The 23,956-nt window shown below is 71.5% G+C and carries 17 protein-coding genes; 14 read left to right on the forward strand and 3 right to left on the reverse strand.

Annotated features, from left to right (window positions below):
- Nucleotides 1-34 precede the first annotated feature (34 nt).
- On the forward strand, nucleotides 35-919 hold the full coding sequence (locus K8556_RS21305) for a M23 family metallopeptidase (protein WP_223741912.1): 885 nt from the start codon (nucleotides 35-37) through the stop codon (nucleotides 917-919).
- On the opposite strand, the gene K8556_RS21310 is transcribed toward K8556_RS21305, so the two are convergent.
- Together K8556_RS21310 and K8556_RS21315 are read right to left on the reverse strand one after the other, a co-directional pair.
- On the reverse strand, nucleotides 916-1,926 hold the full coding sequence (locus K8556_RS21310) for a 2-dehydropantoate 2-reductase (RefSeq protein WP_223741913.1): 1,011 nt from the start codon (nucleotides 1,924-1,926) through the stop codon (nucleotides 916-918). The two genes, K8556_RS21305 and K8556_RS21310, sit on opposite strands and share 4 nt — an antisense overlap.
- Nucleotides 1,923-3,443 (reverse strand): acyl--CoA ligase, encoded by a 1,521-nt coding sequence (locus K8556_RS21315; protein WP_223741914.1) that lies wholly within the window; start codon nucleotides 3,441-3,443, stop codon nucleotides 1,923-1,925. Before K8556_RS21315 ends, K8556_RS21310 begins: the two co-directional genes overlap by 4 nt.
- A 147-nt stretch (nucleotides 3,444-3,590) precedes the next feature.
- Between K8556_RS21315 and K8556_RS21320 the strand changes: the two genes are divergently transcribed.
- From K8556_RS21320 to K8556_RS21355, 8 genes are all read left to right on the forward strand, one after another.
- Nucleotides 3,591-4,373 (forward strand): SDR family oxidoreductase, encoded by a 783-nt coding sequence (locus K8556_RS21320; RefSeq protein ID WP_223741915.1) that lies wholly within the window; start codon nucleotides 3,591-3,593, stop codon nucleotides 4,371-4,373.
- Between the two features lie 63 nt (nucleotides 4,374-4,436).
- Nucleotides 4,437-5,468 carry a hypothetical protein gene (locus K8556_RS21325; protein ID WP_223741916.1) on the forward strand — a complete coding sequence of 344 codons (1,032 nt, stop codon included), beginning with the start codon at nucleotides 4,437-4,439 and terminating at the stop codon, nucleotides 5,466-5,468.
- Between the two features lie 17 nt (nucleotides 5,469-5,485).
- On the forward strand, nucleotides 5,486-6,628 hold the full coding sequence (locus K8556_RS21330) for a lipopolysaccharide assembly protein LapB (protein ID WP_223741917.1): 1,143 nt from the start codon (nucleotides 5,486-5,488) through the stop codon (nucleotides 6,626-6,628).
- Nucleotides 6,629-6,630: 2 nt separating this feature from the next.
- Nucleotides 6,631-7,965, forward strand: a complete 1,335-nt coding sequence (locus K8556_RS21335) for an AHH domain-containing protein (protein WP_223741918.1) — start codon at nucleotides 6,631-6,633, stop codon at nucleotides 7,963-7,965.
- Between the two features lie 8 nt (nucleotides 7,966-7,973).
- Complete coding sequence (locus K8556_RS21340) at nucleotides 7,974-8,540, forward strand: imm11 family protein (protein ID WP_223741919.1); 567 nt, start codon at nucleotides 7,974-7,976, stop codon at nucleotides 8,538-8,540.
- A gap of 128 nt (nucleotides 8,541-8,668) precedes the next feature.
- A complete protein-coding gene (locus K8556_RS21345; protein WP_223741920.1) occupies nucleotides 8,669-9,991 on the forward strand; it encodes an AHH domain-containing protein in 1,323 nt (440 codons plus the stop codon).
- Between the two features lie 14 nt (nucleotides 9,992-10,005).
- A complete protein-coding gene (locus K8556_RS21350; protein ID WP_223741921.1) occupies nucleotides 10,006-10,575 on the forward strand; it encodes an imm11 family protein in 570 nt (189 codons plus the stop codon).
- Between the two features lie 127 nt (nucleotides 10,576-10,702).
- Nucleotides 10,703-11,116 (forward strand): hypothetical protein, encoded by a 414-nt coding sequence (locus K8556_RS21355; protein WP_223741922.1) that lies wholly within the window; start codon nucleotides 10,703-10,705, stop codon nucleotides 11,114-11,116.
- Between the two features lie 49 nt (nucleotides 11,117-11,165).
- On the opposite strand, the gene lexA is transcribed toward K8556_RS21355, so the two are convergent.
- The gene (gene lexA / locus K8556_RS21360; protein ID WP_014396152.1) at nucleotides 11,166-11,834 is read right to left on the reverse strand and encodes a transcriptional repressor LexA; all 669 of its coding nucleotides are present in this window, start codon (nucleotides 11,832-11,834) and stop codon (nucleotides 11,166-11,168) included.
- A 196-nt stretch (nucleotides 11,835-12,030) separates the two neighbouring features.
- On the opposite strand from lexA, the gene K8556_RS21365 reads away from it, so the two are divergent.
- The 5 genes from K8556_RS21365 to K8556_RS21385 all read left to right on the forward strand — a co-directional run bounded on the left by K8556_RS21365 (nucleotide 12,031) and on the right by K8556_RS21385 (nucleotide 23,940).
- Nucleotides 12,031-15,369 carry a response regulator gene (locus K8556_RS21365; RefSeq protein WP_223741923.1) on the forward strand — a complete coding sequence of 1,113 codons (3,339 nt, stop codon included), beginning with the start codon at nucleotides 12,031-12,033 and terminating at the stop codon, nucleotides 15,367-15,369.
- A complete protein-coding gene (locus K8556_RS21370; RefSeq protein ID WP_223741924.1) occupies nucleotides 15,366-17,204 on the forward strand; it encodes an ATP-binding protein in 1,839 nt (612 codons plus the stop codon). Before K8556_RS21365 ends, K8556_RS21370 begins: the two co-directional genes overlap by 4 nt.
- Nucleotides 17,205-17,236: 32 nt before the next feature.
- Nucleotides 17,237-18,226: a FecR domain-containing protein gene (locus K8556_RS21375; protein WP_223741925.1), complete on the forward strand. Its 990-nt coding sequence runs from the start codon at nucleotides 17,237-17,239 to the stop codon at nucleotides 18,224-18,226.
- Nucleotides 18,227-18,409: 183 nt separating this feature from the next.
- Complete coding sequence (locus K8556_RS21380; protein ID WP_223741926.1) at nucleotides 18,410-20,314, forward strand: Ig-like domain-containing protein; 1,905 nt, start codon at nucleotides 18,410-18,412, stop codon at nucleotides 20,312-20,314.
- Nucleotides 20,311-23,940 (forward strand): flagellar motor protein, encoded by a 3,630-nt coding sequence (locus K8556_RS21385; protein ID WP_223741927.1) that lies wholly within the window; start codon nucleotides 20,311-20,313, stop codon nucleotides 23,938-23,940. The genes K8556_RS21380 and K8556_RS21385 overlap by 4 nt, the downstream gene beginning before the upstream one ends.
- Nucleotides 23,941-23,956: the final 16 nt, after the last annotated feature.

Raw genomic sequence — 23,956 nt, forward strand, 5'->3', positions numbered from 1 at the left:
GGGCGGCTCCAGCCGAGCGGGCAGGGCGCTCTGGGTGTTGCTCGCGGCCGCGCTGTTGAGCGGCTGCGTGGGCACCCAGGCCGCCTCCTCCTCCCAGTTGGACACGGCGGGCGTGCATCCCGAGTCCACGAGCAACGGCAAGCCGCTGTCCTTCGCGCTGAGGCCCACGCACGAGGAGCCGGAGCTGGTGGCGGTGCGCCACCGCGTGGCCGCGGGCGAGACGATGTACCGCATCGCCAAGACGTACGGCATCACGGTGGAGGAGCTGGCCCAGGCCAACGGCATCAAGGATCCGCGCGAGCTGGCGGTGGGCCGGGAGCTGCTCATCCCGGGCAGTGAGCCGCCGAAGTACGGCGACCCGGGGCCGCTGTCCGACGAGGAGCCGGAGCTGGTGCTCTCCAAGCCGGGGCAGGCGCCGGTGTCCACGCCGCGCCGCTCGGTGCCGGCGGTGTCGCGCCGCGAGGACCCGCCGCGTGCGCGCGTGGTGTCGGGGCGTCCGGGAGCGCCGTCGCGTCCGAGGCTCGCGACGCAGGGGATGCTCGACTGGCCGCTGCGGGGCGTGCTGTACGGCCGCTTCGGCAAGAAGGGCAAGGAGCCGCACGACGGCATCGACCTGGCGGCGCCCGCGGGCACCCCCGTCAAGACGGCGCAGGAGGGCACGGTCCTCTACGCGGGCGAGCAGAAGGGCTACGGCCTCATCGTCATCGTGGAGCACGCGGCGCCGCTGATTACCCTGTACGCGCACAACCGCGACCTGCGCGTGAAGACGGGGCAGAAGGTCCGGCGCGGGCAGGTCATCGCCACGGTGGGCGAGTCCGGCCGCACGTCCGGCCCGCACGTGCACTTCGAGGTGCGCGTGGACGGCAAGCCGGCGGATCCGCTGGAGTACCTGGGCGTGATGCCGTCCGCGTCGGATTAGGTCGCTTCGGGAGCGGGCGGTGTCGCGCGGGGCGGGTAGCCTCCGGCGTGACGCGCACGCTCGCGCACCAGGGCGAGGATGTTCTCGCAGGTGGGCATGGGCTTGCCAGTGAGTTGCCCCAGCTCCACGACGGCGCCCAGCAGCGCGTCGATCTCCATGGGGCGCCCGCGCTCCAGGTCCTGGAGCATGGACGTCTTGTGCGCGCCGACCTGGGAAGAGCCCTGGATGCGCTGGTCCACGTCGATGAGGAAGCGCGTGCCCAGCGTCTCCGCCACCGCCTGGGCCTCCAGCATCATCGTGCGGGCCACGGCGCGCAGGTCCGGCTGGCGGGCGAGGACGTCGAGCGTCGCGCCGGTGAGCGCGGACAGCGGGTTGAAGGCGAGGTTGCCCCAGAGCTTCACCCAGATTTCATCGCGGATGCGGGGGCGCACGGGCGACTTGAGCCCGGCCTTCATCATGAGCCGCGACAGGGCCTGCGCGCGCGGGCTCTTGCTGCCGTCGGGTTCGCCCAGCGTCACGCGGTCGTTGGACGTATGCACGATGACGCCGGGCGAGACGACCTCCGCGGCCGGGTACACCACGGTGGCGATGACGCGCTCGGGGGGCAGCGTGCGCAGGAGCACGCCGCCGGGATCCACGCTCTCGATGTGGCGGCCTTCGTATGGGCCTTCGAGTCCGTGGAAGTACCAGTAGGGCACGCCGTTGATGCCGGTGACGAGCGCCGTCTCCGGGCCCAGCAGCCGGGCGACTTGAGGCGCGGCGGCGGGCAGGGCGTGGGCCTTGAGCGTGAGGAAGACGTAGTCCTGCGGGCCCGCGTCGTCGGGCGAGTCCGTGCAATGCGGGCGCACCGTCACGGTCTCGCCGCCGCTGGTGAGCGTGACGCCGTGGGCGCGCATCGCGTCCAGGTGGGCGCCTCGCGCGATGAAGGTCACGTCCGCGCCGGCCTGGAGCAGCTTGACGCCCAGGAAGCCGCCGATGGCGCCCGCGCCGAAGATGGCGATCCTCATGACGTGAGCCCCAGCCGCTCCGCGAGCCCGATGCGCTGCACCTTGCCGGTGGGGCCCTTGGGTAGCTCCGTGAGGAAGACGATGCGGCGGGGCACCTTGAAGTCCGCCACGCGTGAGGCCACGAAGTCGCGCAGCTCGCGCTCGGTGGGCGTGTGGCCCTCGCGCGGGACGACGGCGGCGGCCACGTCCTCGCCGAGCTTGGGGTGGGGCAGGGCGAACGTCACGGCCTGCTGCACGGCGGGGTGATCCAACAGCACGGTGTCCACCTCCAGCGGGCTCACCTTCTCCCCGCCGCGATTGATCAGCTCCTTCAGCCGTCCGGTGAGCCGCAGGTAGCCCCGCGCGTCGAGCGTCCCCTGGTCGCCCGTGCGGAACCACCCGTGGGTGAAGGCGCGCGCGTTGGCCTCGGGGTTGTTCACGTAGCCGGACATGACGTTGGGGCCGCGGATGACCACTTCGCCTGGCGCGCCTGGAGGCAGCAGCGTGCCCGCGTCGTCCATGATGGCGATCTCCGGCCCGGCGGCGACCCCCACCGAGCCCGCGTACCGGGGACGCGGCGGCAGCGGGTTGGAGGCCATCTGGTGCGCGGCCTCCGTCATGCCGTAGCTCTCGATGACGGGCACGCCGAAGACGCGCTCCAGCTCCTCCATCACCTGCGGCGGCAGCGACGCGGAGGAGGACCGGATGAAGCGCAGGCGGTGGTCCTTGAGGCCGTCCGCGTTGCGGCGGGCGCGCTCCAGCAGCGCCTGATGCATGGTGGGGACGGCCGTGTACCAGGTGGGGCGGACCTCCTGGAACCAGGAGAAGAAGCGCAGGGCGTTGAAGCCGGGAGTGCACACCACGCGGCCTCCGGCCCCCAGGCTGGACAGCACCGCCGCCACGAGCCCGTGGATGTGGAACAGCGGCATGATGTTGAGGCACGCATCCGTGGGGCCCAGGCCCAACATCGCGCCGATATGCCGCGCGGAGGCGCACAGGTTCGCGTGCGTCAGCGGCACCTGCTTGGGCCGAGCCGTCGTGCCCGACGTGTGCAGCACCAGCGCGACGTCCTCCGCGCTCGCCGGCCCGGGACGGAGCGCCGTGCCCGAGAAGGACTGTCCGGCCACGAGCGTGAAGTGCCCCGCGGGCCCCTCCTGCGCCGGACGCAGCTCGATGAGCGGGAGTCCGCGTGCGCGCGCGACCTCGCGGGCCGGTCCCTCCGCTCCTTCGAGCACGATGAGGGCGCGGGCCTGGAGGTCATCCAGGTAGAACGTGAGCTCGTCCGCGCGGTAGGCGGGGTTGAGCGGCGCGGTCGTCGCGGCACCGGCCACGGCGAGGAAGGCCGCCGCCATCTCCGGCCCGTTGGGGAGCACGAGCGCGACGCGGTCTCCCTGTCCCAGGCCCCACGCATTCAGTTGCTCACGGACCCTGGCGGTGAGCTCCCGCAGCGCGCCGTACGTCATGCCCTGCCTGCCGGGCGCACCGAGCGCCACGTCCTCCGTCCGTCCGTGTGCGAGCAGCGCTTCGAGGGTGTCCATCCGCTCCATGCCGGGCTCCACGTCCTCGGGGTTCCCTTCCGAATATGGCCGGGGATCCCCCGGGGCAACCGCTTTGTGCTCGGGGCTGGGCCTCCTGTGCGCGAGCCCCAGGGGGGCTGCTATATCGGCCCTCCGGGAGGCATCACCATGTCGCGGAAAGTGGCGCTCATCACTGGCGCGTCGGCGGGGCTCGGAGAGCGGTTCGCGGAGAAGTTCGCGAAGGATGGGCACGACGTCATCCTCGTCGCGCGCGGCGTGGCGAAGCTGGAGGAGCTGGCCCGGAAGTTGGAACAGGCGCATGGCGTGAAGGCGCACGTGCTGCCGGCGGACCTGGGACTGCCCTCCGCGCCGGAGCAGCTCTTCGCTCGCGTGCGGGAGCTGGGGCTCGCGGTGGACTTCCTCGTCAACAACGCGGGGTTCGGTTCCTCCGGGCCGTTCCTGGAGCAGGACCTGGGGCGCGAGGCGGAGATGGTGGAGGTCAACTGCGCCGCGCTGCTCAAGCTCACGCACCTGTTCGCGCGGCCCATGCGCGAGCGCAAGCAGGGGCGCATCCTCAACATCGCGTCCACCGCGGGCTTCCAGCCGGGGCCGTACATGGCCACGTACTACGCGACGAAGGCCTTCGTGCTGTCCTTCACGGAGGCGCTCGCGGTCGAGCTGGAGGGCACGGGCGTGACGGTGACCTGCCACTGCCCGGGCGCGACGAAGACGGAGTTCGCCGGGCGCGCCGGCAACGCGGAGTCGCGCCTGTTCAAGCGGCCGGGCGTGGCGGAGGCGCCCGAGGTCGCGGGCCACGCCTACGCGGCGATGATGAAGGGGCGGGTGGTCGCCATCCACGGCGTGCTCAACTGGCTGGCGGCCTTCTCGGTGCGGATCAGCCCCCGCGTCGTGGTGCGTTCCATCGCGGCGAAGCTCAACCAGCAGGAGTGAGCGGGCAGGGAAGCGGCCACGGAAGGCCTGGGCGCGGGCCGGGAGGAGGGTAGAGTGTCGGCCGTGTCCCGCCTCCCCTGGCTTCTCCTGGTCTGTTTCATGTCGCTGGCGTCGCCTGTCTTCGCCCAGGAAGGGGCGGCCGTTGCCGAGTCCTTCACGGTGGCGGTGCTGCCCCTGGCGGCCAACGCGGCGGGGAAGGACGCCGCGCAGGGCATCACGTCGCTCATCTCGGGCCGGCTCGCGGAGTCACCCCGGCTGCGTGTGCTGTCCCAGCGGGAGCTCCAACAGCGGGTCGGCGCCGAGCGCCAACTGGAGCTGGTGGGTGACGGCCCTTGCGAGAAGGGCGAGTGCGTCCAGGCGCTGTCCTCGCTGACGGGGGCGCGCTACGTGCTTACGGGCCGGTTGGACCGCTTCGGTGGGCAGTACCTGCTGGCCGCGAGCCTCGTGGACACCCAGGATGGCCGCACCCTCGCCCGGCCGCGCGCGGAGGCCTCGGAGGACGGCGAGCTGTTGCGCACGGTGGTCGCCGTGTCCGACGAGCTGAGCATCGCGCTGGAGTCGCCCGGCGAGGTCGTTCCGGCCCGGCCGCTCCTGGGCGGCGCGGTCGCGTCGTCTCCGGGGGGCGGGCTCACGCTGGGGCTGCGCTTCAACAACAGCTTCATCGACAAGCTGTCGTCCCTGAACCCGGGCCTGGACCTGGAGCTGGGCTACTGGTTCCACCCGGAGTGGCAGGGCTTCGTCCAGGTCGGCTTCACCTGGGTGCATGCCGGCGGCAACGTGGAGGGCGAGCTCAACGTGCTGCCCAGCATCGTGGGGGCCCGGCACTATCACCGCCTGGAGAAGGACCTGCGGCCGTACTGGGGCTTCGGCCTGGGCGTGCAGTTGTCGTTCGGCGACTACGGCATCTTCCAGAGCACGGGGCCGCTGCCGTCCGTCGTGGGGTTCGTGGGGTTGGAGTACCTGCTGGTGGGCCGCGTGGGCTTCCAGTTGGAGCTGGGGACGAACATCGCGCAGGCGGTGCTGGGGCTCGCGGACGACGGCGCGGGCGACGGCCTCAACTTCGATGTCAACGCCGGCATCGCGTATCACTTCTGAGTCTTCCGGAGCCTTTCATGACCTCGCGTCTGCGTGCCCTGCCGCTCATCGCCCTGCTGGCCTCCGGGGCCTGCACCGAAACGCCGAAGCTCGACCCGAAGGACCAGGCGGAGGGGCTCTACCTCCAGGGCAACTCCGAGTACCTCAAGGGCAACTTCGACGCCGCGCTCAAGTCCTTCGACGAGATGAAGACGTTGACGCCGGCCGACCCGCGCCTGCCCGCCGCGAGGGGCGAGGTGCTCCTGTCGATGAGCCGGCTGGAGGAGGCCGCGAAGGAGTTCGAGGTTGCGCTGCGGCTGGACGCGAAGCGCTCCACCAACTGGAGCCGGCTGGGGTTCATCCAGGCGCAGTTGGGCAAGAAGGACGAGGCGCGGCAGTCGCTGCAGAAGGCGCTGGCGCTGCATCCGAAGGACTTCAACGCGCTGGAGCAACTGGGCGAGCTGGCCGAGGAGCGCGGAGACCACGACGAGGCGGTGCGCGACTTCACGCAGGCGGCGGAGGCCGCTCCGGATGCATCGAAGGCCGACCTGCTGGTGCGGGCGGTGGACGTGCTGACGAAGCAGGGGCGGCAGGACGAGGTGCTCGGGCTGTTGCGCAAGGTGACGGGGCAGGGCGTGCGCACGCCGGAGGTGCTGACGGCGCTGGGAGACGCGGAGGTGCGCGCGGGCCGGTTGCCGGAAGCGGCGGCGGCGTACGAAGAGGCCGCGAAGAAGTCGCCCAAGGATCCGACGCTCTGGGAGCTCGTGGCGGAGATCCAGCTCAAGTTGAACAAGCGCGAGGAAGCGCTGAAGGCCTACGGCGAGTCGCTGAAGGTGAAGGACCGCGCCGTCGTGCACGTGGCGCTCGCGAAGGCGCACCTGACGGTGGACGACCGGGCGGCGGCGGAAGGGGAGCTTCAGAAGGCCCTGGACACGGTGTCGGGCGCGGACGTGGGGGAGATGCAGGAGCTGGCGGACCTGCTGTCCGCGATGGGGCGCAAACAGGATGCCCTGCGCATCCTGACGAGCCTGGGCTCGGAGCCGGGACATGCGAAGAACATGGAGTTGCAGTTGTCCACCGCGAGGCTCGCGCGTGACCTGAAGGACACGGCCACCGTGCAGGCCGCGTGCGCCCGCGTGGCCTCGGCGGCGACGGATGGTGGCGTGGTGAAGTGCCCGTAGGCATGCGTCGTGGGTGGCATTGCCTGCTGTTGCTGGTCTTCCTGACGGGCTGTGGGGCCGTCCGGGTGGTGCGGTTGGACACGGGGCGTGCGGACCCGGTCGTCGTGACGCCTCGGGTGGAGGAAGAGGCTCCGTTGGAGGACGCGGAGCTGACGAAGGGCGAGTTCAAGAGGTCCATTTCGGAGCTCGCGCGGGAGGTCCGTCCGTTCGCGCATCCGCTGCGGGACGCGCGGACGTTGTTCGGCATGCCGGAGCGCAGTGGCGTGTTCGGCTACGAAGCGCGCACGCATCGGATCCATCCCCTGGGGGAGGAGGAAGCGCGGGAGCTGCACCTGCTGGACGATGCGTCGGCGGAGTTGACCCGCGGCTATGGGCGCTGGTGCGAGCGCAAGCGGCAGGGGCGGGACTGCCTGTCGTTGCTGGAAGAGGGGCCGCTGCTCGGAAGCGATGGGCGGTATGCGCTGGCCCTGGCGTTGGCGATGGACTCGGTGTGGGAGGAGACGGCGGAGGCGCTGCGGAGTGTGGTGAATCCGCAAGCGGTCCTGGCCACCGTGACAGCCTCGGTCACGGTGTACCTGCTGTTGTGGTCATTGCCGGAGCCGGTGTCGAAAGGCATCTCGGCGCTTTTGACGGCGACGGCCATCGCCTATCTGGGCGTGGACACGGTGTGGGGGCTGCTGAACGGGTGGTTGACGCTGGTGAAGCAGGCGGACCGCGCGCTGACGTTCGACGATTTGCGCGAAGCAGGGGAGGGGTACGGGAAGGTGCTGGGGAAGAACGCGGCGCGGGTCTTCGTGATGCTGGCCACGGCGGCGGTGGGAAACACGGTGGGGCTGGCGGCGAAGACGCAGGTGCTCCCGGGCTCCGCGCAGGCCGCGCTCACGGTGGAGGCGCAGGCGGGTTACGCGTACGCGAGCATTGGAGGCGTGCGGTCCGTGGCCATGACCGCGGATGGCTTCACCCTCGCGCTGGCGCCCAACGCGGTCGCCATGTCGTCACGCGATGGGAGCCAGAAGCACCATCTGGCGACCCTGCGGAACAAGGTGTCTACGTTGCGCGGAGGGCCGTGGACGCCCCGCTTCCAGCGCATCTTCAAGAAGGCGGGCATGGAGCTGAAGGACCCGCAGAACGTCGTCGAGGTTCCAGGGCATCGCGGACCCCATCCCGAGGAGTATCACCGCATCGTGTACAAGCGCTTGTACGAGGCGACCGACGAATGCCGCACGGTGACGACCTGCCGAACGGCACTTGAAGAGGCCCTCAGACGATTGGCCAGAGAGGTCGCGACTCCTGGAACCGACCTCAACCTTCTAGTGACACAAGGTGCTCGACCCTGACTGTCGCCATGACCTCACGCTTCTTTGAACTCTCGGATGACGTCTCCTGGCCGGGGCGCTGGCACCTGGATGACCCCATGGATGCGGGTCTGCAAGAGCTGGAAGATGCTCGGATCTTCAATCGCGGGCATCGCGTCCAAATCGAGGGGCGCCTTCGGATCCCTGTCGAACATCCCGGACAGGCGCTCGACTTCACCCAGACCGCGTCGATGGTTCCGGTGGTCGGTCGCCGTGTCGCGGCGATTTTCGCGGACATGGCCCCCAATGACGTTCAGCTCATTCTCGCCAACGTCGAAGGGGAAAGAGATCCCTTCCGCATCCTGGTGGCGACCCGGCTGATCCGCTGCATCGACGAGCCGCGCTCGCGGGTCCAATTCTGGACCGCCGAGGACGGACTGCCTGAGAAGGTCGGGAAGTACTACGCCGTGGATGATCTGCACATCGATCCAACCCGGGTCGGAGAGGCCAAGGTGTTCCGGCTGGAGGGATGGGCCGGAACCCTCATCGTCTCCGAGGACATCAAGCTCGCCCTGGAACGCATCCGCGCCACGGGAATGCAGTTCACCGAAGTCTGATTGCCGGGCGCTGCAGGGAATCTTCAGGGGGGATGGCTCATGCATTGGATAGGTCTACTGTTCCCGGGACTGGTGCTGAGGAGAGCATGCCGGACCTCTGTGGCGATGCAGTGCTCATAGGTGCGCGGATGCTTCGTGGATGGCTCTGCCTTCTTCTCCTCCTGACGGGCTGTGGGGCCGTCCGGGTGGTGCGGTTGGACACGGGGCGTGCGGACCCGGTCGTCGTGACGCCTCGGGTGGAGGAAGAGGCTCCGTTGGAGGACGCGGAGCTGACGAAGGGCGAGTTCAAGAGGTCCATTTCGGAGCTCGCGCGGGAGGTCCGTCCGTTCGCGCATCCGCTGCGGGACGCGCGGACGTTGTTCGGCATGCCGGAGCGCAGCGGCGTGTTCGGCTACGAAGCGCGCACCCATCGCATCCATCCCCTGGGGGAGGAGGAAGCGCGGGAGCTGCACCTGCTGGATGATGCGTCGGCGGAGTTGACGCGCGCCTATGGACGCTGGTGCGAGCGCAAGCGGCAGGGGCGGGACTGTTTGTCGTTGCTGGAAGAGGGGCCGCTGCTCGGAAGCGACGGGCGGTATGCGCTGGCCCTGGCGTTGGCGATGGACTCGGTGTGGGAGGAGACAGCGGAGGCGCTGCGGGGTGTGGTGAATCCGCAAGCGGTCCTGGCCACCGTGACAGCCTCGGTCACGGTGTACCTGCTGTTGTGGTCATTGCCGGAGCCGGTGTCGAAAGGCATCTCGGCGCTTTTGACGGCGACGGCCATCGCCTATCTGGGCGTGGACACGGTGTGGGGGCTGCTGAACGGGTGGTTGACGCTGGTGAAGCAGGCGGACCGCGCGCTGACGTTCGACGATTTGCGCGAAGCAGGGGAGGGGTACGGGAAGGTGCTGGGGAAGAACGCGGCGCGGGTCTTCGTGATGCTGGCCACGGCGGCGGTGGGAAACACGGTGGGGCTGGCGGCGAAGACGCAGGTGCTCCCGGGCTCCGCGCAGGCCGCGCTCACGGTGGAGGCGCAGGCGGGTTACGCGTACGCGGGCATTGGAGGCGTGCGGTCCGTGGCCATGACCGCGGATGGATTCACCCTCGCGCTGGCGCCCAACGCGGTCGCGATGTCGTCAAGCGGTGACAGTCAGAAGCATCACCTCGCGACCATCAGGAACAACGTGTCCACGAATCGTGGAGGACCGTGGACGCCCCGCTTCCAGCGCATCTTCAAGAAGGCGGGCATGGAACTGAAGGATCCGGAGAACGTCGTCGAGGTTCCAGGACATCGCGGACCCCATCCGCAGCGATACCATCAGCGCGTCTACGATCGACTGGAAGAGGCGACGCGCGGATGTCGCAGCGTCGAGCAGTGTCGCGAAACTCTTGTCGCTGAGCTCAGGAAGTTGGCACAGGAGGCCACAACGCATGGCTCAGGCCTCCACAAGCTGCTCATGCGAAGCGAGTGAATCCGGAGCCATCCATGCCACAGCGCTTCTTTCGCCTTCTTGATGACGTCACCCTTCTCGGGAGATGGGAACTGGGCATCCCTCTGGATGCGGGTGGGCGCGAGGTCGAAGACCCGTGGATGTTCAGGGAAGGCCGACCCGTTTCTCCTCAACAGGAGATGCTCGTTCCCGTGGAGCATCCGGGAACGCCCCTCGACTTCTCCCTGGCTGGGTTCAGTACGCCCGTCGTGAGCGCGCGGGTCGCAGCCGTTTTTTCAGAGCGGGCAGCGCAGGACATCCAACTCGTGCCCGTGGACGTCCAGGGACATGAGGGGCCGTACGTCATCCTCGTGGCGACCCGGCTCATCCGCTGCATCGATGACGAAGCCTCCGAAGAGGTGATCCGGTGGACGGCTCAAGATGGCCGGCCGGAGCGGGTAGGGCAGTATCGCGACGTCGATGGCATGCGCATCGACCCGGCCCAGGTCGGTGAGGCACAGGTGTTCCGGACGTGGGGCTGGTCCATCGCCCTCATCGTCTCCGAGGACATCAAGATCGCGCTGGAACGCATCCGCGCCACGGGAATGCAGTTCACGGAAGTCTGATTGTCATGCCGTGAAGGAGCGCCGAGGGGGAAGAACCATGATGCGGCTGTGCCATCTGCTGGTCCTGGGCCTGACGCTGGCTTGCGCCGAGCGACCACCCCCTCCTGGCACGGAGGTCGGCCTGTGGATGACCCTTCCCTGGGAAGGCCCGACCCTGTCTCGCGGGGCTGAGTTCAAGCGCGCGCAGGCTCGCGAGCTGGGTCCCAAGGGCAGGGGCGTGAACATCCAGACCCCCTCCGCTGAAGCCCCCGTCTCCTCCTACCTCTCGGTGAGAGTGCTCGAGGAGGCGGTCCGGGGCCGCTGGCCCATGAACGGCATCCACGCGCCCGAACTCTGCGCCAGCATCCACGTCGCCTGTGGCTTCAGGGAGACCGCGTTCGGCCGCATCGACTGCGGCGTCTGTCCCCAGGGCCAGACCTGCACCGCGGACAACACCTGCTGCACGCCCGCGACCTGCGCCTCGCTGGGCCGCTCCTGCGGCACCGTCGTCCCGGACGGCTGCGGCCATTCGCTCGACTGCGGCGCCTGCCCCGTCCGTTGACGCCTCCCGCCCGGGCTCACCGTGCCCGGGCGGCAGTGCCACGAGCTGCCTACGTCCGGCCGCCCTGCAGCTTCCGGTACACGCCCACCACCTGCCCCAGGATCATCGTGGAGCGGAAGTCCGAGCGGTTCACGTAGATGGGCTGCATCGTCGCGTTCGCCGGCTGGAAGCGGATGCGGTCCTGCTCCGGGTAGTAGCGCTTCACCGTGGCCTCGTCCTCGATGAGCGCCACGACGATCTCCCCCGGCTGCGCCGACGGCGTCTTCTTCACGAAGAGGTAGTCCCCGTCGTGGATGCCGTCGTCGATCATCGACTGGCCCTTGACCCTCAGCGCGAACACCTCCCGGCCGTTCACCCCGCCCAGGAGGAAGCTGTCGATCTTGACCGAGTCCTCCATGTGCTCCTGCGCCAGCGCCGGCGCGCCCGCCGCCACCTTGCCCAGCAGGGGGATTTCAATCATGCCGGACTCCCGGCTCTTCATCCCCAGGCCCAACAGCAGCCTCGCCCGCTTGGTGGGCACCAGCGAGCGGCTCTGCTGCTCGCCCCGCGTCAGGTAGCCCTTGCGCTCCAGGGCCTTCAGGTGGTCGTTCACCCCGTTGGTCGACCGGATGTCCATGTGCTCCCCAATCTCCCGGATGGTCGGGGGGAAGCCTCGGACCTCCGTCTCCTTCACGATGAAGGTCAGGATTTCGCGCTGGCGCTCCGTGAGCTCTTCCATGGCCGCACTCCTTCGCTCGGTCGCCCGCCTGCTCTGGCGGTGATGGGCAACAGAATTTCAGTGGCCCATGCTCCCTGAACATACGTGTAGAGTCAATCTGTTCAGTACCCCCACCCATACCCGCCGTGCAGCCCCCCGCCCGCCCTGCTCGCGGCTTGAGGAGGCGCGTTGATCTCGGCGTACACTTGGCGCCGCCGTGTCCGACCTCCGCCACACGCTGCTCTTCGTCGATGACGAGGCCGACGTCCTGGACATCCTCAGCCGGATGTTCCAGCGGCGTTACCGCGTCCTCACCGCCCCCCACGGCAAGGCAGCCCTGGAAATCCTGCGAACCGAGTCCGTGGACGTGCTCGTCACGGACCAGCGCATGCCGGAGATGACCGGCATCGACCTGGTCAACGCCGCCCGGGCGGAGGGCATCGACGTCACCACGCTGCTGCTCACCGCCTACACGGACCCGCAGGACATCATCGCGGCCATCAACCAGGGCCAGGTGTACCGCTACGTCACCAAGCCCTGGGACGTGAACGACCTGCTCATCACCGTGAAGAACGCGGTGGAGTTCGCCCAGCTCAAGAAGGACAAGGAGAAGCTCATCCGCCAGTTGCACCAGCGGGTGGAGGCCCTCTTCGTCCTCTACGAGGTCAGCCGCGCCAGCGCGAACGACCCCGCCAGCTACGACGCCATCATCGACCGCGTGCTCACCGCCGTGGCCCGCGTGCTGCCGTACGACTGCGGCGCGGCCCTCATCGCGCCGGACGGTCAGCGCGGCGCCACGCTGCGCCTGCGCTGCGTGGGCAACGTGGGGGAGGAGGCGCTCCTGGGCGTCAAGGAGTCCATGCTCGGCGCGTACCGCAAGAGCAGCGGCCTGCCGCTGCCGGAGGACCGGGTCATCACCCGCGTCACCGGCACCACCACCCAGGACTCCGCGTCCCCCGTCGTCTACCCCAACCAGCTCACGGTGAACCTCACCGCCGCGGGGAAGCCCGTGGGCATGCTGTCGCTGTTCTCCCACCGCGCGGACGCGTTCACGGAGGACGACGGGCTGCTCCTGGACGTGCTCGCCAACCAGACGGCGGACGCCATCCAGTCGCTGCGCTCCGCGGAAGAAGAGGCCCGCCACCGCATGGAGCGCATGGTCGCGTCCATGGCGGACGGCGTGGTGCTCACCGACGAGAAGAACGACATCGTGGTGATGAACCCCGCGGCCCGCCGCATCCTGCACGCGGGGGAGGAGGGGCAGGGGCCCTCCAACCGGCTGTTGGAGGAGCGCCTGGGCTTCCAGCCGTTCCAACTGGTCCGCAACCTGGAGTACAGCGGCCACCAGGTGCTGCGCGAGGACGTGAAGCTCTTCGACCGCACCGTGCAGACCACCGTGACGCCCGTCAACGACGCGCGCGGCACCCTGCGCGGCGTGTGCGTGGTGCTGCGCGACATCACCGACCAGAAGCGGCTGGAGGAGCGCAAGGACACCTTCGTCTCCATGGTGAGCCACGAATTGCGCACGCCGCTCACCTCCATCACCGGCGCGCTGGACCTGGTCCTCAACCGGATGGCGGGGGACATCAACGAGCGGCAGCACCGCTACCTGTCGCTGGCCAAGGACTCCGCGGAGAAGCTCAACAGCATCGTGGACGACCTGCTGGACCTGTCGAAGTACGCGCAGGGCCGGCTGAAGATGAGCTTCGAGCGCATCTACCTGGAGGAGCTGGTCCAGCGCGTGGTGGAGAAGTACGGGCCCGCCTTCGCGGAGAAGCGCATCCGCGTGGTGCCCCTGCTGCCGCAGCACCCGCTGCGCGCCATGGTGGACCCCAACCGCGTGAACCAGGTGCTCAACAACCTGCTCAACAACGCGGTGAAGTTCACGCCGGAGGGCGGCGAGGTGCGCGTGGAGCTGCGCGCCACGTCCAGCCTGCCCGGCTACGTGGTGCTCTCCTGCTGGAACAGCGGCGACCCCATCCCGGAAGAGAGCCTGGAGCGCATCTTCGACCGCTTCGAGCAGGCCCGCACGCAGGCGAACCGCACCGTGCGCGGCACCGGCCTGGGCCTGCCCATCTGCCGCAACATCGTGGAGGCCCACGGCGGCCGCATCTGGTCCGAGCCGTCCCACAGCGGCGTGCGCTTCATCGCCGTGCTCCCGACGGAGCCGCCCCAGGACGTGCTGTCCCAGGCGGCCGTGGACACGCTCCTGCCGTCGCCGCAGCCCATCCGCCCGGACTCGCGCGGCAAGGTGCTCATCATCGAGGGCGAGCCCGAGGTGGGCCACATCATGAAGGCGCTGCTGGGCGCCCGGGGCTACCGGGTGCGCCTGGCGGCCTCCGCGGAGGAGGGCCTGGCCGCCGCTCGCAACCTCCACCCGGACGTGGTGCTGGTGTCGGTGCGCCTGCCGGACGTGGACGGCCTGCGGCTGGCGGAGATCCTCCGGAATGATCCGGAGACGCGCCGCGCGCCGCTGCTGCTCACCTCCGCGTTCGACGAGCGCCAGCGCGCCTTCCGGGCCGGCGCGGACGCGTTCCTCGTGCGCCCCCTGGCGGGCGACAAGCTGCTGGCCACGGTGGACTCGCTGGCGCGGGGCCGCGCCGGGGCCCAGCACGGGCGCGTGCTGGTGGTGGACGACGACGCGAAGATCGCCTCCATCTGCCGCGAGGTGCTGGAGGGGCTGGGCTTCGAGGTCGGCGTCGCGCACACCGTGGAGGAGGGCCGCCGCTCCCTGCGCGAGCGCAGGCCGGACGCGGTGCTGCTGGACGTCACGCTGCCGGACGGCGACGGGTTCGCGTTCCTGGAGGAGATCAAGGCCGAGCGCGCCAGCGGCCACATCTCCGTCATCTTCATCTCCGCGCGCACGGAGACGTCGTCCAAGGTCCGCGCGCTGAAGCTGGGCGGGGACGACTACATCACCAAGCCCTTCGACGCGCTGGAGCTGGGCGCGCGCGTGGAGAGCATGCTGCGGCGCAAGGAGCAGGAGCTGTCCTCGTCGCCCACCACGCAGTTGCCCGGCTCCACCGCCATCGAGCGCGAGGTGCAGCGCCGGCTGGGCGCGCGCCAGCCGTTCGCGTTCTGCTACCTGGACCTGGACAACCTCAAGGCCTACAACGACTACTACGGCTTCGCGAAGGCGGACGGCGTGGTGCGCCAGACGGGCGACCTGATGCGGGAGGTCTTCCAGCAGGAGGGCGCCCCGGGGGACTTCCTGGGCCACGTGGCCGGGGACGACTTCGTCTTCATCACCTCCGTGGAGTCCGTGGACCGGGTGTGCCAGCGGGCGATTGAACAGTTCGACCGCATCATCCCGCTCTACTACGACCGGCAGGACCGGGAGCGCGGCCACATCGAGGCGGAGGACCGCTTCGGGGAGAAGCGCCAGTTCCCCATCATGAGCGTGTCCGTGGTGGCGGTGATGACGGACGGCGTGGCGCATGATCACGCGGAGCTGGCGCGCCGGGCCGCGGACATGAAGAAGAAGGCGAAGGCCATCTCCGGCTCCGTCTTCCTGCGCAGCGACCTGGAGCGCGTGGTCCGGTCCGTCACCGGATGAGGCTCTACCAGCAGCTCATCCTCTTCATGCTCGCCGCGACGGTGCTGCCCCTGGCCATCGTCGGCTTCCTGCTGTTGTCTCGCTCGGAGCACGCGCTGGCCCAGCGCATCGACGAGCAGCAGCGCGCGCTCGCCACCGCCACCGCCGAGGCCGTGGAGGCGAACCTGATGGAGGTCGTCAACGGCCTGGCCCGCTCCGCGGAGCTGCTGCCCTGGGAGCACGCCACGCCCGAGGAGGTGCGCGGCATGCTGATGCTCCTGTATGGCCAGTCCACCTCCGTGAGCGCGGTCATCCAGGCGGACGCGAAGGGGCAGCCCCTGGGGCCCGCCGTGTTCCGGAGCGCGGAGCCGCTCGAGCGCCACCCCGCGTTCGACGCCGCGAACGTGCGCCAGCTCGCGCACGCGGTGCCGGTGGAGAACTTCCGGGAGGGGGGCAAGGGGCAGGCGGCGCTGGGCAGCGCGTACGTGCACGCGGGCTCGGGCGCGGCCGCCGTGGCGGTGGCGGTGAAGCTGGGGGCCTCGGAGGAGGCGCCGTACGCCATCGCCGAGCTCGTCTTCACCCAACTGGAGGCGCTGCTGGCGCGGCGCGCGAACGAGGGGCAGCGCCTGGAGGTGGTGGACACCGAGGGGCGGGTCCTGGCCAGCTCCCAGCCCGCGCGGCGCATGGCGGTGCTGGAGCCCGAGCTCCGCGAGGCGCTGGAGTCCGCGGTGGATTCGGCGGGCGGGCGCAGCTTCCAACTGAAGGACCCCGCGCGCCGGGTGAGCGTGGCGTGGGTGAACACGCTGGAGATGGGCATCGTCGTGACGGAGGACGAGGCCCTGGCGCTGACGCCCGTGCGGGAGCTGCGCACCACGGTGCTCGCGTCCGTGGCGGGCGCGCTGGTGGTGCTCCTGGCGCTGGGCGCGCTCTTCACCCGGCGGCTGGACCGGCGGCTCGCGGAGGTGGTGCAGGGCGCGGAGGCCTATGGCCGCGGCGAGCTGGAGCGCCGCCTGCGCGTGGAGGGCCACGACGAGCTGAGCGAGCTGGCGTCCACCTTCAACCGCATGGGCGAGGAGCTGGAGGCGTCTCGCGCGCGGCTGATGAGCTGGAACGACGACCTGCGCGTCCGGGTGGAGGAGGCCACGGCGGACCTGCGCGCGGCGCAGCTCCAACTGGTGGAGGCGCAGAAGCTGGCGGCGGTGGGCCAGTTGGGCGCGGGCGTGGCGCACGAAATCAACAACCCGCTGGCCGGCATCCTGGGCAACGTGCAGTTGCTGCTGCTGGACCGCGCGCCGGACGACATGGACTTCGAGACGCTGCGCAAGATTGAACAGAGCGCCAAGCGCTGCAAGGACATCACCCAGAACCTGCTGCGCTTCTCCCAGCAGCGCGAGCGCCCGGACCTGCGGCCCGTGGACCTGAACGCGGTGGTACGCGACGCGCTGAGCCTCACGGAGAACCAGACGCGCGGAGAGGGCATCGACCTGGTGACGGAGCTGGGCGCGGAGCTGCCCCGGGTGAGGGCGGATCCCGGGCACCTGTCGCAGGTGGTGCTGGCGCTCCTGTCCAACGCGCGCACCGCGATGCTGAAGGTGCCGGTGAAGCGGCTCACCCTGCGCACGGGTGAGCGTGACGGGATGTGTACCCTGGAGGTCGAGGACACCGGAAAGGGCATCGCGGAGAGCATCCGGCCGCGCATCTTCGAGCCCTTCTTCACCACCAAGGATGTCTGGTCCAATGTGGGCCTGGGCCTGAGCGTCGCGTGGCGCATCGTCACGGAGGCCGGGGGGACGCTGGAGGTCCGCTCGGAAGAAGGGCGGGGGGCCCGGTTCACCGTGGTGCTGCCCCGGGCATGAAGCCCGCGGCGTGTGGTAGCTAGGACCTTCGCATGGCCGCTCCTCCCTCTCGCAGGCGACAGGCTCCGTTCCTCGCCGGGCTCGTGCTCATCCTGGCCGCGCTGCCGGTGGGCTGGTTCGTCTTCCTGCGGGAGCCCCCCGCGCCGCTGCCGCCCCCCGAGCCGCCCCGCGCCGCCGCGCCGGTGGAGGTCAAGAAGGCGGTGGAGCTGGTGCTGAGCTCCTTCGAGGGGACCGTGGAGGTGAAGCACGGCGAGGCCGGGGCCTGGGAGCCCGCGCGCAAGGACATGCCGCTGCGGCCCACGGACGTGGTGCGCACCGGTCGCGGCTCCTGGGCGGTGGTGCTCAACGGCGAGTCCGTGGAGCTGCGCATGGAGGCCGACACGGAGATCTCCGTGGAGGAGATCTCGAACGAGCTGTCCAAGGTGATGCTGGGCAGCGGCCTCGCCACCGCCACCGTGCGAGGCCGGCCCAACGTCCGCCACACCTTCATCCTGAAGGCGAAGAACGGCGACGCGGAGGCCAGCACCTCGCAGGGTACCTTCACCATGAGCAACAACGGCAAGGGCACCGTGAGCGTGGGCACGCGCGAGGGCGACGTGAAGCTGACCGGCAAGGAGGGCCGGTTCGTCATCGTCCGCGCCGGCCAGCAGTCCATCGTCCGCCCCGGCAAGGCCCCCACCGAGCCCGCCCCCATCCCCAGCAGCGTGTTCCTGAAGATGCAGTGGCCCAAGGGCAGGACGCAGCGCACGCAGGAGGTCGCCATCTCCGGCAGCACGGTTCCCGGCAGCCGCGTGACGGTGAACGGCGCCAGCGTGCTGACGGATGAAGAGGGGAACTTCAAGCTCGGGGTCCCTCTCGAGAAGGGCAAGAACACCGTCCATGTGAGCGCCGTGGGGGTGGGCGGCGCGCGCCAGGAGGAGCAGCGCGAGCTGGTCCTGGACACGCCCCCGCCGAAGAAGCCGGGGACGCTCAAGGTCGATACGAACGTCTTCCAGGAGCGCGTCGGCGGCACCTCGCCCTGATCCACCCGGCGGGCCCGCGGGTCGTCCAGGAGCGGGCCCACCCGCCGGGTGGGGTGGGATGCTGGAGGTGTCCGCGGGTTCGACGCAGGGGCCCTTCGCACGGCCAGCACTACCAAAGTGGTGCAGTCCCGGCGGAGGGCCTTGTAGAGTCGGGAAGCCCTGGAACGTCTCCTGCTCTCCGCGATGGTCTTGGTTTGTGCCCCGGTCTGGGCGGCTTCGCTGGAGCTGCTCGGCCCGGACGTGCCCGTGCCGCCCGAGGGCTTCACGGTCGCGGTGGTGCGCCGGGACGCCGGGGGACAACCGGTGGCGTTCACCCCGTCGTCGGTGACGGCGGAGGGCGCGGAGCTCAAGCCCGGACCGGAGTCCCCGCCGCTGCGCACCTACGTCGTCGTGCCCCAGGCCCGGGCGCGCGAGGTGGTGGTGCGCGTGAAGGGCGACGGCGAGGAGGCCCAGGCCCGCTATGACGTGGGGCCGCCCGCGAGCCGCATGGAGCTGTCGCTGGAGCCCGCGCTGCCGGTGAAGGGGCGCGACACGGAGGCGACGCTCACCGTGAAGCGGCTCCGGCCGGACGGGACGCCGGATGACAGCGGCGCGCCACCGGTGCTGCGCGCGAGCACCGGGCAGGTGGAGGGGCTCCAGCGCACGGGGCCGGGCACGTACACCGCCCGGTACGTGCTGCCCCCCACGCGCCTGCCCGAGGCGGCCATCCTCGTCGCGCTGTCCGCGTGGCCGCATCCGCAGTCGGTGCACGGGGCGTACGGGCGGCTGCTCGTGCCGCTGGCCACGTCGGTGAACCTGCCCGGCCAGAGCGAGCCCGGAGGCCAGGTGTCGCTGGAGGTGGCGGGGACGCGCTTCGGGCCCGTGCCGGTGGACGCGCAGGGGCGCTTCGTGCTGCCGCTGGTGGTGCCTCCCGGCTACTCGCTGGCGCGGGGCGAGGTGAAGGACGAGTCGGGCCACGTGGAGCGCCTCAGCATCGACCTCCAGTTGCCGCCCACGGATGGCCTTGCGTGCGTGCTCAACCCGCAGCGGCTGCCCGCGGACGGCGTGTCCCAGGCCCGGCTCCTGTGCGCGACGAGCGATCCGAAGGGGCAGCCCGTCGCCGACGCGCGCGTCACGGCGAAGGCGAAGTACGGCCGGCTGGAGGGGCCCCAGCGCGACGCGAACGGCATGCTGGAGTGGCGCTACACTGCGCCGCGCACGCTCGCGGCGGATGAGCGCATCGACGCGGCGTGGCCGCAGCGGGGCCCGGGCTCGCGCGAGTCGCTGCCGATGCAACTGGTGCAGGGCCCGGTCCGCGACGTGACGGTGTCGCTGCCCGAGCCGCTCGTGCACGCGGGCTCGGTGGCGCGGCTGGTGGTGACGGCGCGGGACGCGGCCGGACAGCCCCGGCCGGAGGCGAAGGTGGTGGTGACTTCGCCCCTGGGGACCCCCGGCCCGGCGGTGGAGTCCCCGCCGGGGACGTTCACCGTGCCGTGGACCGCTCCGGAGAGCGGGTGGGGTTCGAGCACGGACGTGACGGTGGCCGCCTATGGACCTGTCGGGACGGAGCCCGCGCGGCTCGCGGTGTGGGCTCGGGGACCGCTGCTCGTCGCGGGCGTGGTGGACCTGGCGGGCTGGCCGGTGCCCCGTCAGCCGCTGCGGGTGAACGGCTTGAACCGGTCCACGGGCGAGGACGGGACGGTCATCCTGGGAGGGCGGATGCCTGGCACGTTGCGCGTGTCGCACGCCGTGTGGCCGGGGCTCGACGTCACGGTGCACGTGCTGGGGCCGCAAGGGCCGGTGTTCCCGGACTCCGCGCCGCTGGTGCCCGCGCCCGTTGTGCAGCGCGTGGAGTTGGCGCCGCCGCTGCCGGTCAACGTGCGGGTGCGCGTGGAGGGCGCCCGGGTGACGTGCTGGGTGGAGGACGCGAGCGGGCAGGTGCTGAAGGACCGCCCGGTGCACATCGCCCTGTCGGAGGGCGAGCGCGGTGACCTGTCCGTGCAGGACGGGCTCACGCGCTTCACGGTGCAGGGCGTGAAGGGCCCCGTGAGCGTGTCCGTGGCGGACGTGCGCACCGGCGTGACGGCGGTGGAAGAGGTGCGGCCTTGAGCGCGGGGGCGTGGCGGAGGGCCGCGCTCCCAGGCGCGAGCGGGGGCTTCCTGCTCGCGCTGCTCCTGGTGTCGTCCGTGGCGTCCGCGCAGTCGCTGTCGTCGGACCTCCCGACCCAGGCCTCGACCGTCGCCGGGCGCGTCTGCGTGGACGTGGACGCGGACGGGCTCTGCGGACCCGACGAGCCCGGGCTCGGGGACGTGCGCCTGGTGCTGGCCACCGGCCGTGAGGTGCGCACGGATGCCTTCGGCCGCTACCACCTCACCGGCGTGGACTCGCGCGTGCCGGACCTGTCCGGCGGCCCGCACCTGCGCCCCGGCCGCCATGCGCTGAAGGTGGATCCGCGCAGCCTGCCGCCGTCCAGCCAGGTGTTCCCCCGCGTCGCGACCGTGGAGGTGCCCTGGGGCGCCGCCGTCCTCCAGGACTTCTGCGTGCGCCTGCCGCCCTCGCGGCCTCCCGCGGCCCCCGCCGCCGCCCCCGCCCGTCCCCCCGAGGCCCGCGCCGCCAACGGCGGACTGCGCTTCCTCATCAGCGGTCACGCCTCGCCCGGCGACCGGGTCCGCGCGGGCGACGTGGACGCGACCGTGGAGGACTCCGGCGCGTGGCTGGCGACGGTGCCGCTCCAGCCGGGCCCGAACGTCATCACCATCACCGCCACCTCACCGGGCGGCGCGGTGGAGTTCACCCAGCAGTCCTTCGAGGTGGTGCGGCGCGGTGAGCGCGGCTGGCTCGTCATCCCTCGGGAGAAGGCGCGCCTGGGCGCCGTGCGCGGGCTCTCCGCGGACGCGCCGCTGCCCGCCGGAGAGACCTTCCTGCGGCTGGAGGTGGCCCCCGGCACCGCGGTGTCGACCCCCGACACCCAGCTCGTCGCGGGGCCCGAAGGCGAGGTCCGCCTTCCCGTGCGGCTCGTGCCAGGGCGCAACTCCGTCCGCGTCTCGCTGGCGCCGCCAGGCCAGCCCGCGAGCGCCGTGACGGTGTCCGTCGAAGCGCGTGCCCAGCCCTTCGTCGTGGGCCTGCTCGACGTGGAGGGCAGCATCGCGCCCGCGGGCGGTGGCTTCCGGTTGAGGGGGCGCGGCGCGCTCCACGGCGAAGCCCAACTGGGGCCCGTGCAGGTGGTGGGCGAGCTGGACCTCACCGACACCGACCTGCGCCAGTTGGACGACGCGCCGCTCGCGGACTGGCTGCGTCCCCGGAGGCCCGAGCGCTTCGACCGCTGGCCCGACCCCGACCTCGCTCCGGCGGAGTGGGGCGACACTTCCGTGTCCCTCACGCCGAACCCCACGGAGGGGCGTCTGCGCCTGGAGGCCCGGCACGAGCAGTACGGCCGCGCGGGCTTCGGCACCTACCGCGCGCTGCTGCAGGACCGCGAGGTGGGCCGCTACCACCGCCCGCTCTTCGGCCCCTACGCGGAGCTGACGGAGCAACTGGGCCCCGTGAGCGTGGGCCTGGACGCGTTCGCCGGCGGGCTGGTGGACCCCACGCGAGGCCTGGCCGCGACGCCCGCGCACGAGGAGCTGCGGGCCACGGGCGGCAGCCTCTACTACCTGGGCGGCGGCACCGTGGCGGAGGGCTCCGAGCTGGTGCGCGTGGAGGTGCGCGACGGCGTCACCGGCCTGCCGCTGGGCGAACAGCACCTCGTCCGGGGCCGCGACTACGACATCGACTACCTCGCCGGCCGCATCCTCCTCGCGCGCCCGCTGTCGTTCCTCTCCGGCGCGGCGCTCCTGCGCACGGACGCGCTCACCGAGGCGCCGGAGCCGGTGCTCGTCGTGGACTACGCCGTGCTGCACGCGGGAGATCCGCGCGACTCGGTGGGTGGCGAGGCGTGGGCGCGCTGGCGCGACACCACCGTCGGGCTGTCCGCCGTGCGCGAGCGCCGGCTGGGGGCTCCCTTCCAGCTCCTGGCGGGGCGGGGCCAGACGCGGCTGGGGGGCTACTCGCTCCTCGCGGAGGCCGCGAGCAGCCGGGGCATCGCGGTCGAGCCCAGCGTCTTCGGCGTGTCGGACGACGGCGGCCTGTCCTTCCTCCGTCCTGCGGGTTCGCGGGACGACCACGGCGGCGCGGTGACCCTGCGCCTGAGCGGTCCCGGCGTGCTGGGGCCCGGCCATGGCGGCACCGTGGACGCCGCGTGGCGCGAACGTTCCCGGGGCTTCTCCGACGGCGCGCACCTGGACGCGGCCCGCTTCCGGCAACTGTCCCTGCGCGTGACGCAGCCCGTGGGCCCGGTGGCGCTCACGCTCCTGGGCGACGAGCGGCGCTCCGCGGATCCGCGCCTGCCCTTCGAGGACACGCCCTTCGGCGCCCGCACGCTGGGCGCCGCCGTGGCCTATGAGCGCGACGAGGGCGGCGTGCGCCTGGAGCTGCGCGATAGCTGGCTGCGCGCCACGGTGGTGCCCGGCCAGGGCGACGCGCTCGAGGGCGGCCGGACGTCCCTGGGCGTGGCGGGGCACTACGCGCTGAGCCCCCGCCTCACCCTGTCCGCGGGCCACCGGCAGCGGCTGCACGAGCGCGGCGATGGCCCGGGCCGGATGAACGACACGTTCACCTCCGCGGGCGTGGAGGTGAGGGTGGACAACGACGCGTCCGTGGGCGTGAAGGGCGGCTGGGGCCCGGAGCTGGGCCCGCAGGCCTGGCTGGACGCGCGCGTGCGGCGCGGGCGCGAGACGTACTACGGCGGCTACTCCGTGGACGTGGACGGTCCGGACTTCGGCGCGGGCCGCGCGGTGACGGGCGCGCGCACGGAGGTCGGGGACGGCACCACCGTGTTCGTGGAGGACGTGAGCGCGCACGACGCGCAGGCGATCCGGCGGGCCCGCGCCGTGGGCTTCCAGTGGGCGGCGGGACAGAGCGGCTTCAGCGCGGGCGCCCGCTACGAGCGCGGCGTGCGCAACCCGCTGGACATCCAAAGTGACCTCACGCGCGACGTGGCCAGCGTGTCCGCGCAGTGGCTGCGCGAGCGCTTCCGCGCGGACGTGCGCGCCGAGCTGCGCCACGAGGAGGGCACGCCCGCGCGCGGCGGCTCGGGCCCGGTGGACCGCACCCAGGTGGTGCTGGCGCTGGCCGCCGAGGGCCAGTTGATGAAGGACGTGACGGCCTCCGGACGGCTGGACTTCGCGCACACCGCGGGCCGGGAAGGGCTGGAGGCCCGGTTCGCGGAGGGGTTCGCGGCGCTCGTCTGGCGGCCCGGTCCCTGGCTGGTGGTGGCCCGCTACGGCCTCACGCGCGAGCTGTCCCCGGGCGCCCGCTTCGCCTTCGGGGACCGGGTGCTCCAGACGGTGTCGCTGATGCCGGCGGTGCGGCTGGGCGAGCGGCTCTCCGTGGCGTCCGGCCTGCACGTCGGACGCTCCAGCCTGGGCGAGTCCGCGCGCTGGGTGTGGACGGGCACGCTGCGGCCCTCGGTGCGGGTGCTGGGCGGACTGGAGGTCGCGGTGGAGGCGGCCCGGCGCACGTCGGCGGCGGACGACCAGGGCCTGACGGCGCTCCGGCCCGAGGTGGCTTACCGGCTGGACGAGCGCCTGCGGGTGGCCCTGGGGTACACCGTCCTGGGCTTCAGCGGTTTGGGTCTGGAGGCCGAATCGGACCATGCTCCGGATCGCCTCTATCTCCGGGCGGAAGTGGCCTGGTAGGCGCCGGGCGGAGGGA

It is taken from the genome of Corallococcus sp. AS-1-12, assembly GCF_020036995.1.
Lineage (GTDB): Bacteria > Myxococcota > Myxococcia > Myxococcales > Myxococcaceae > Corallococcus.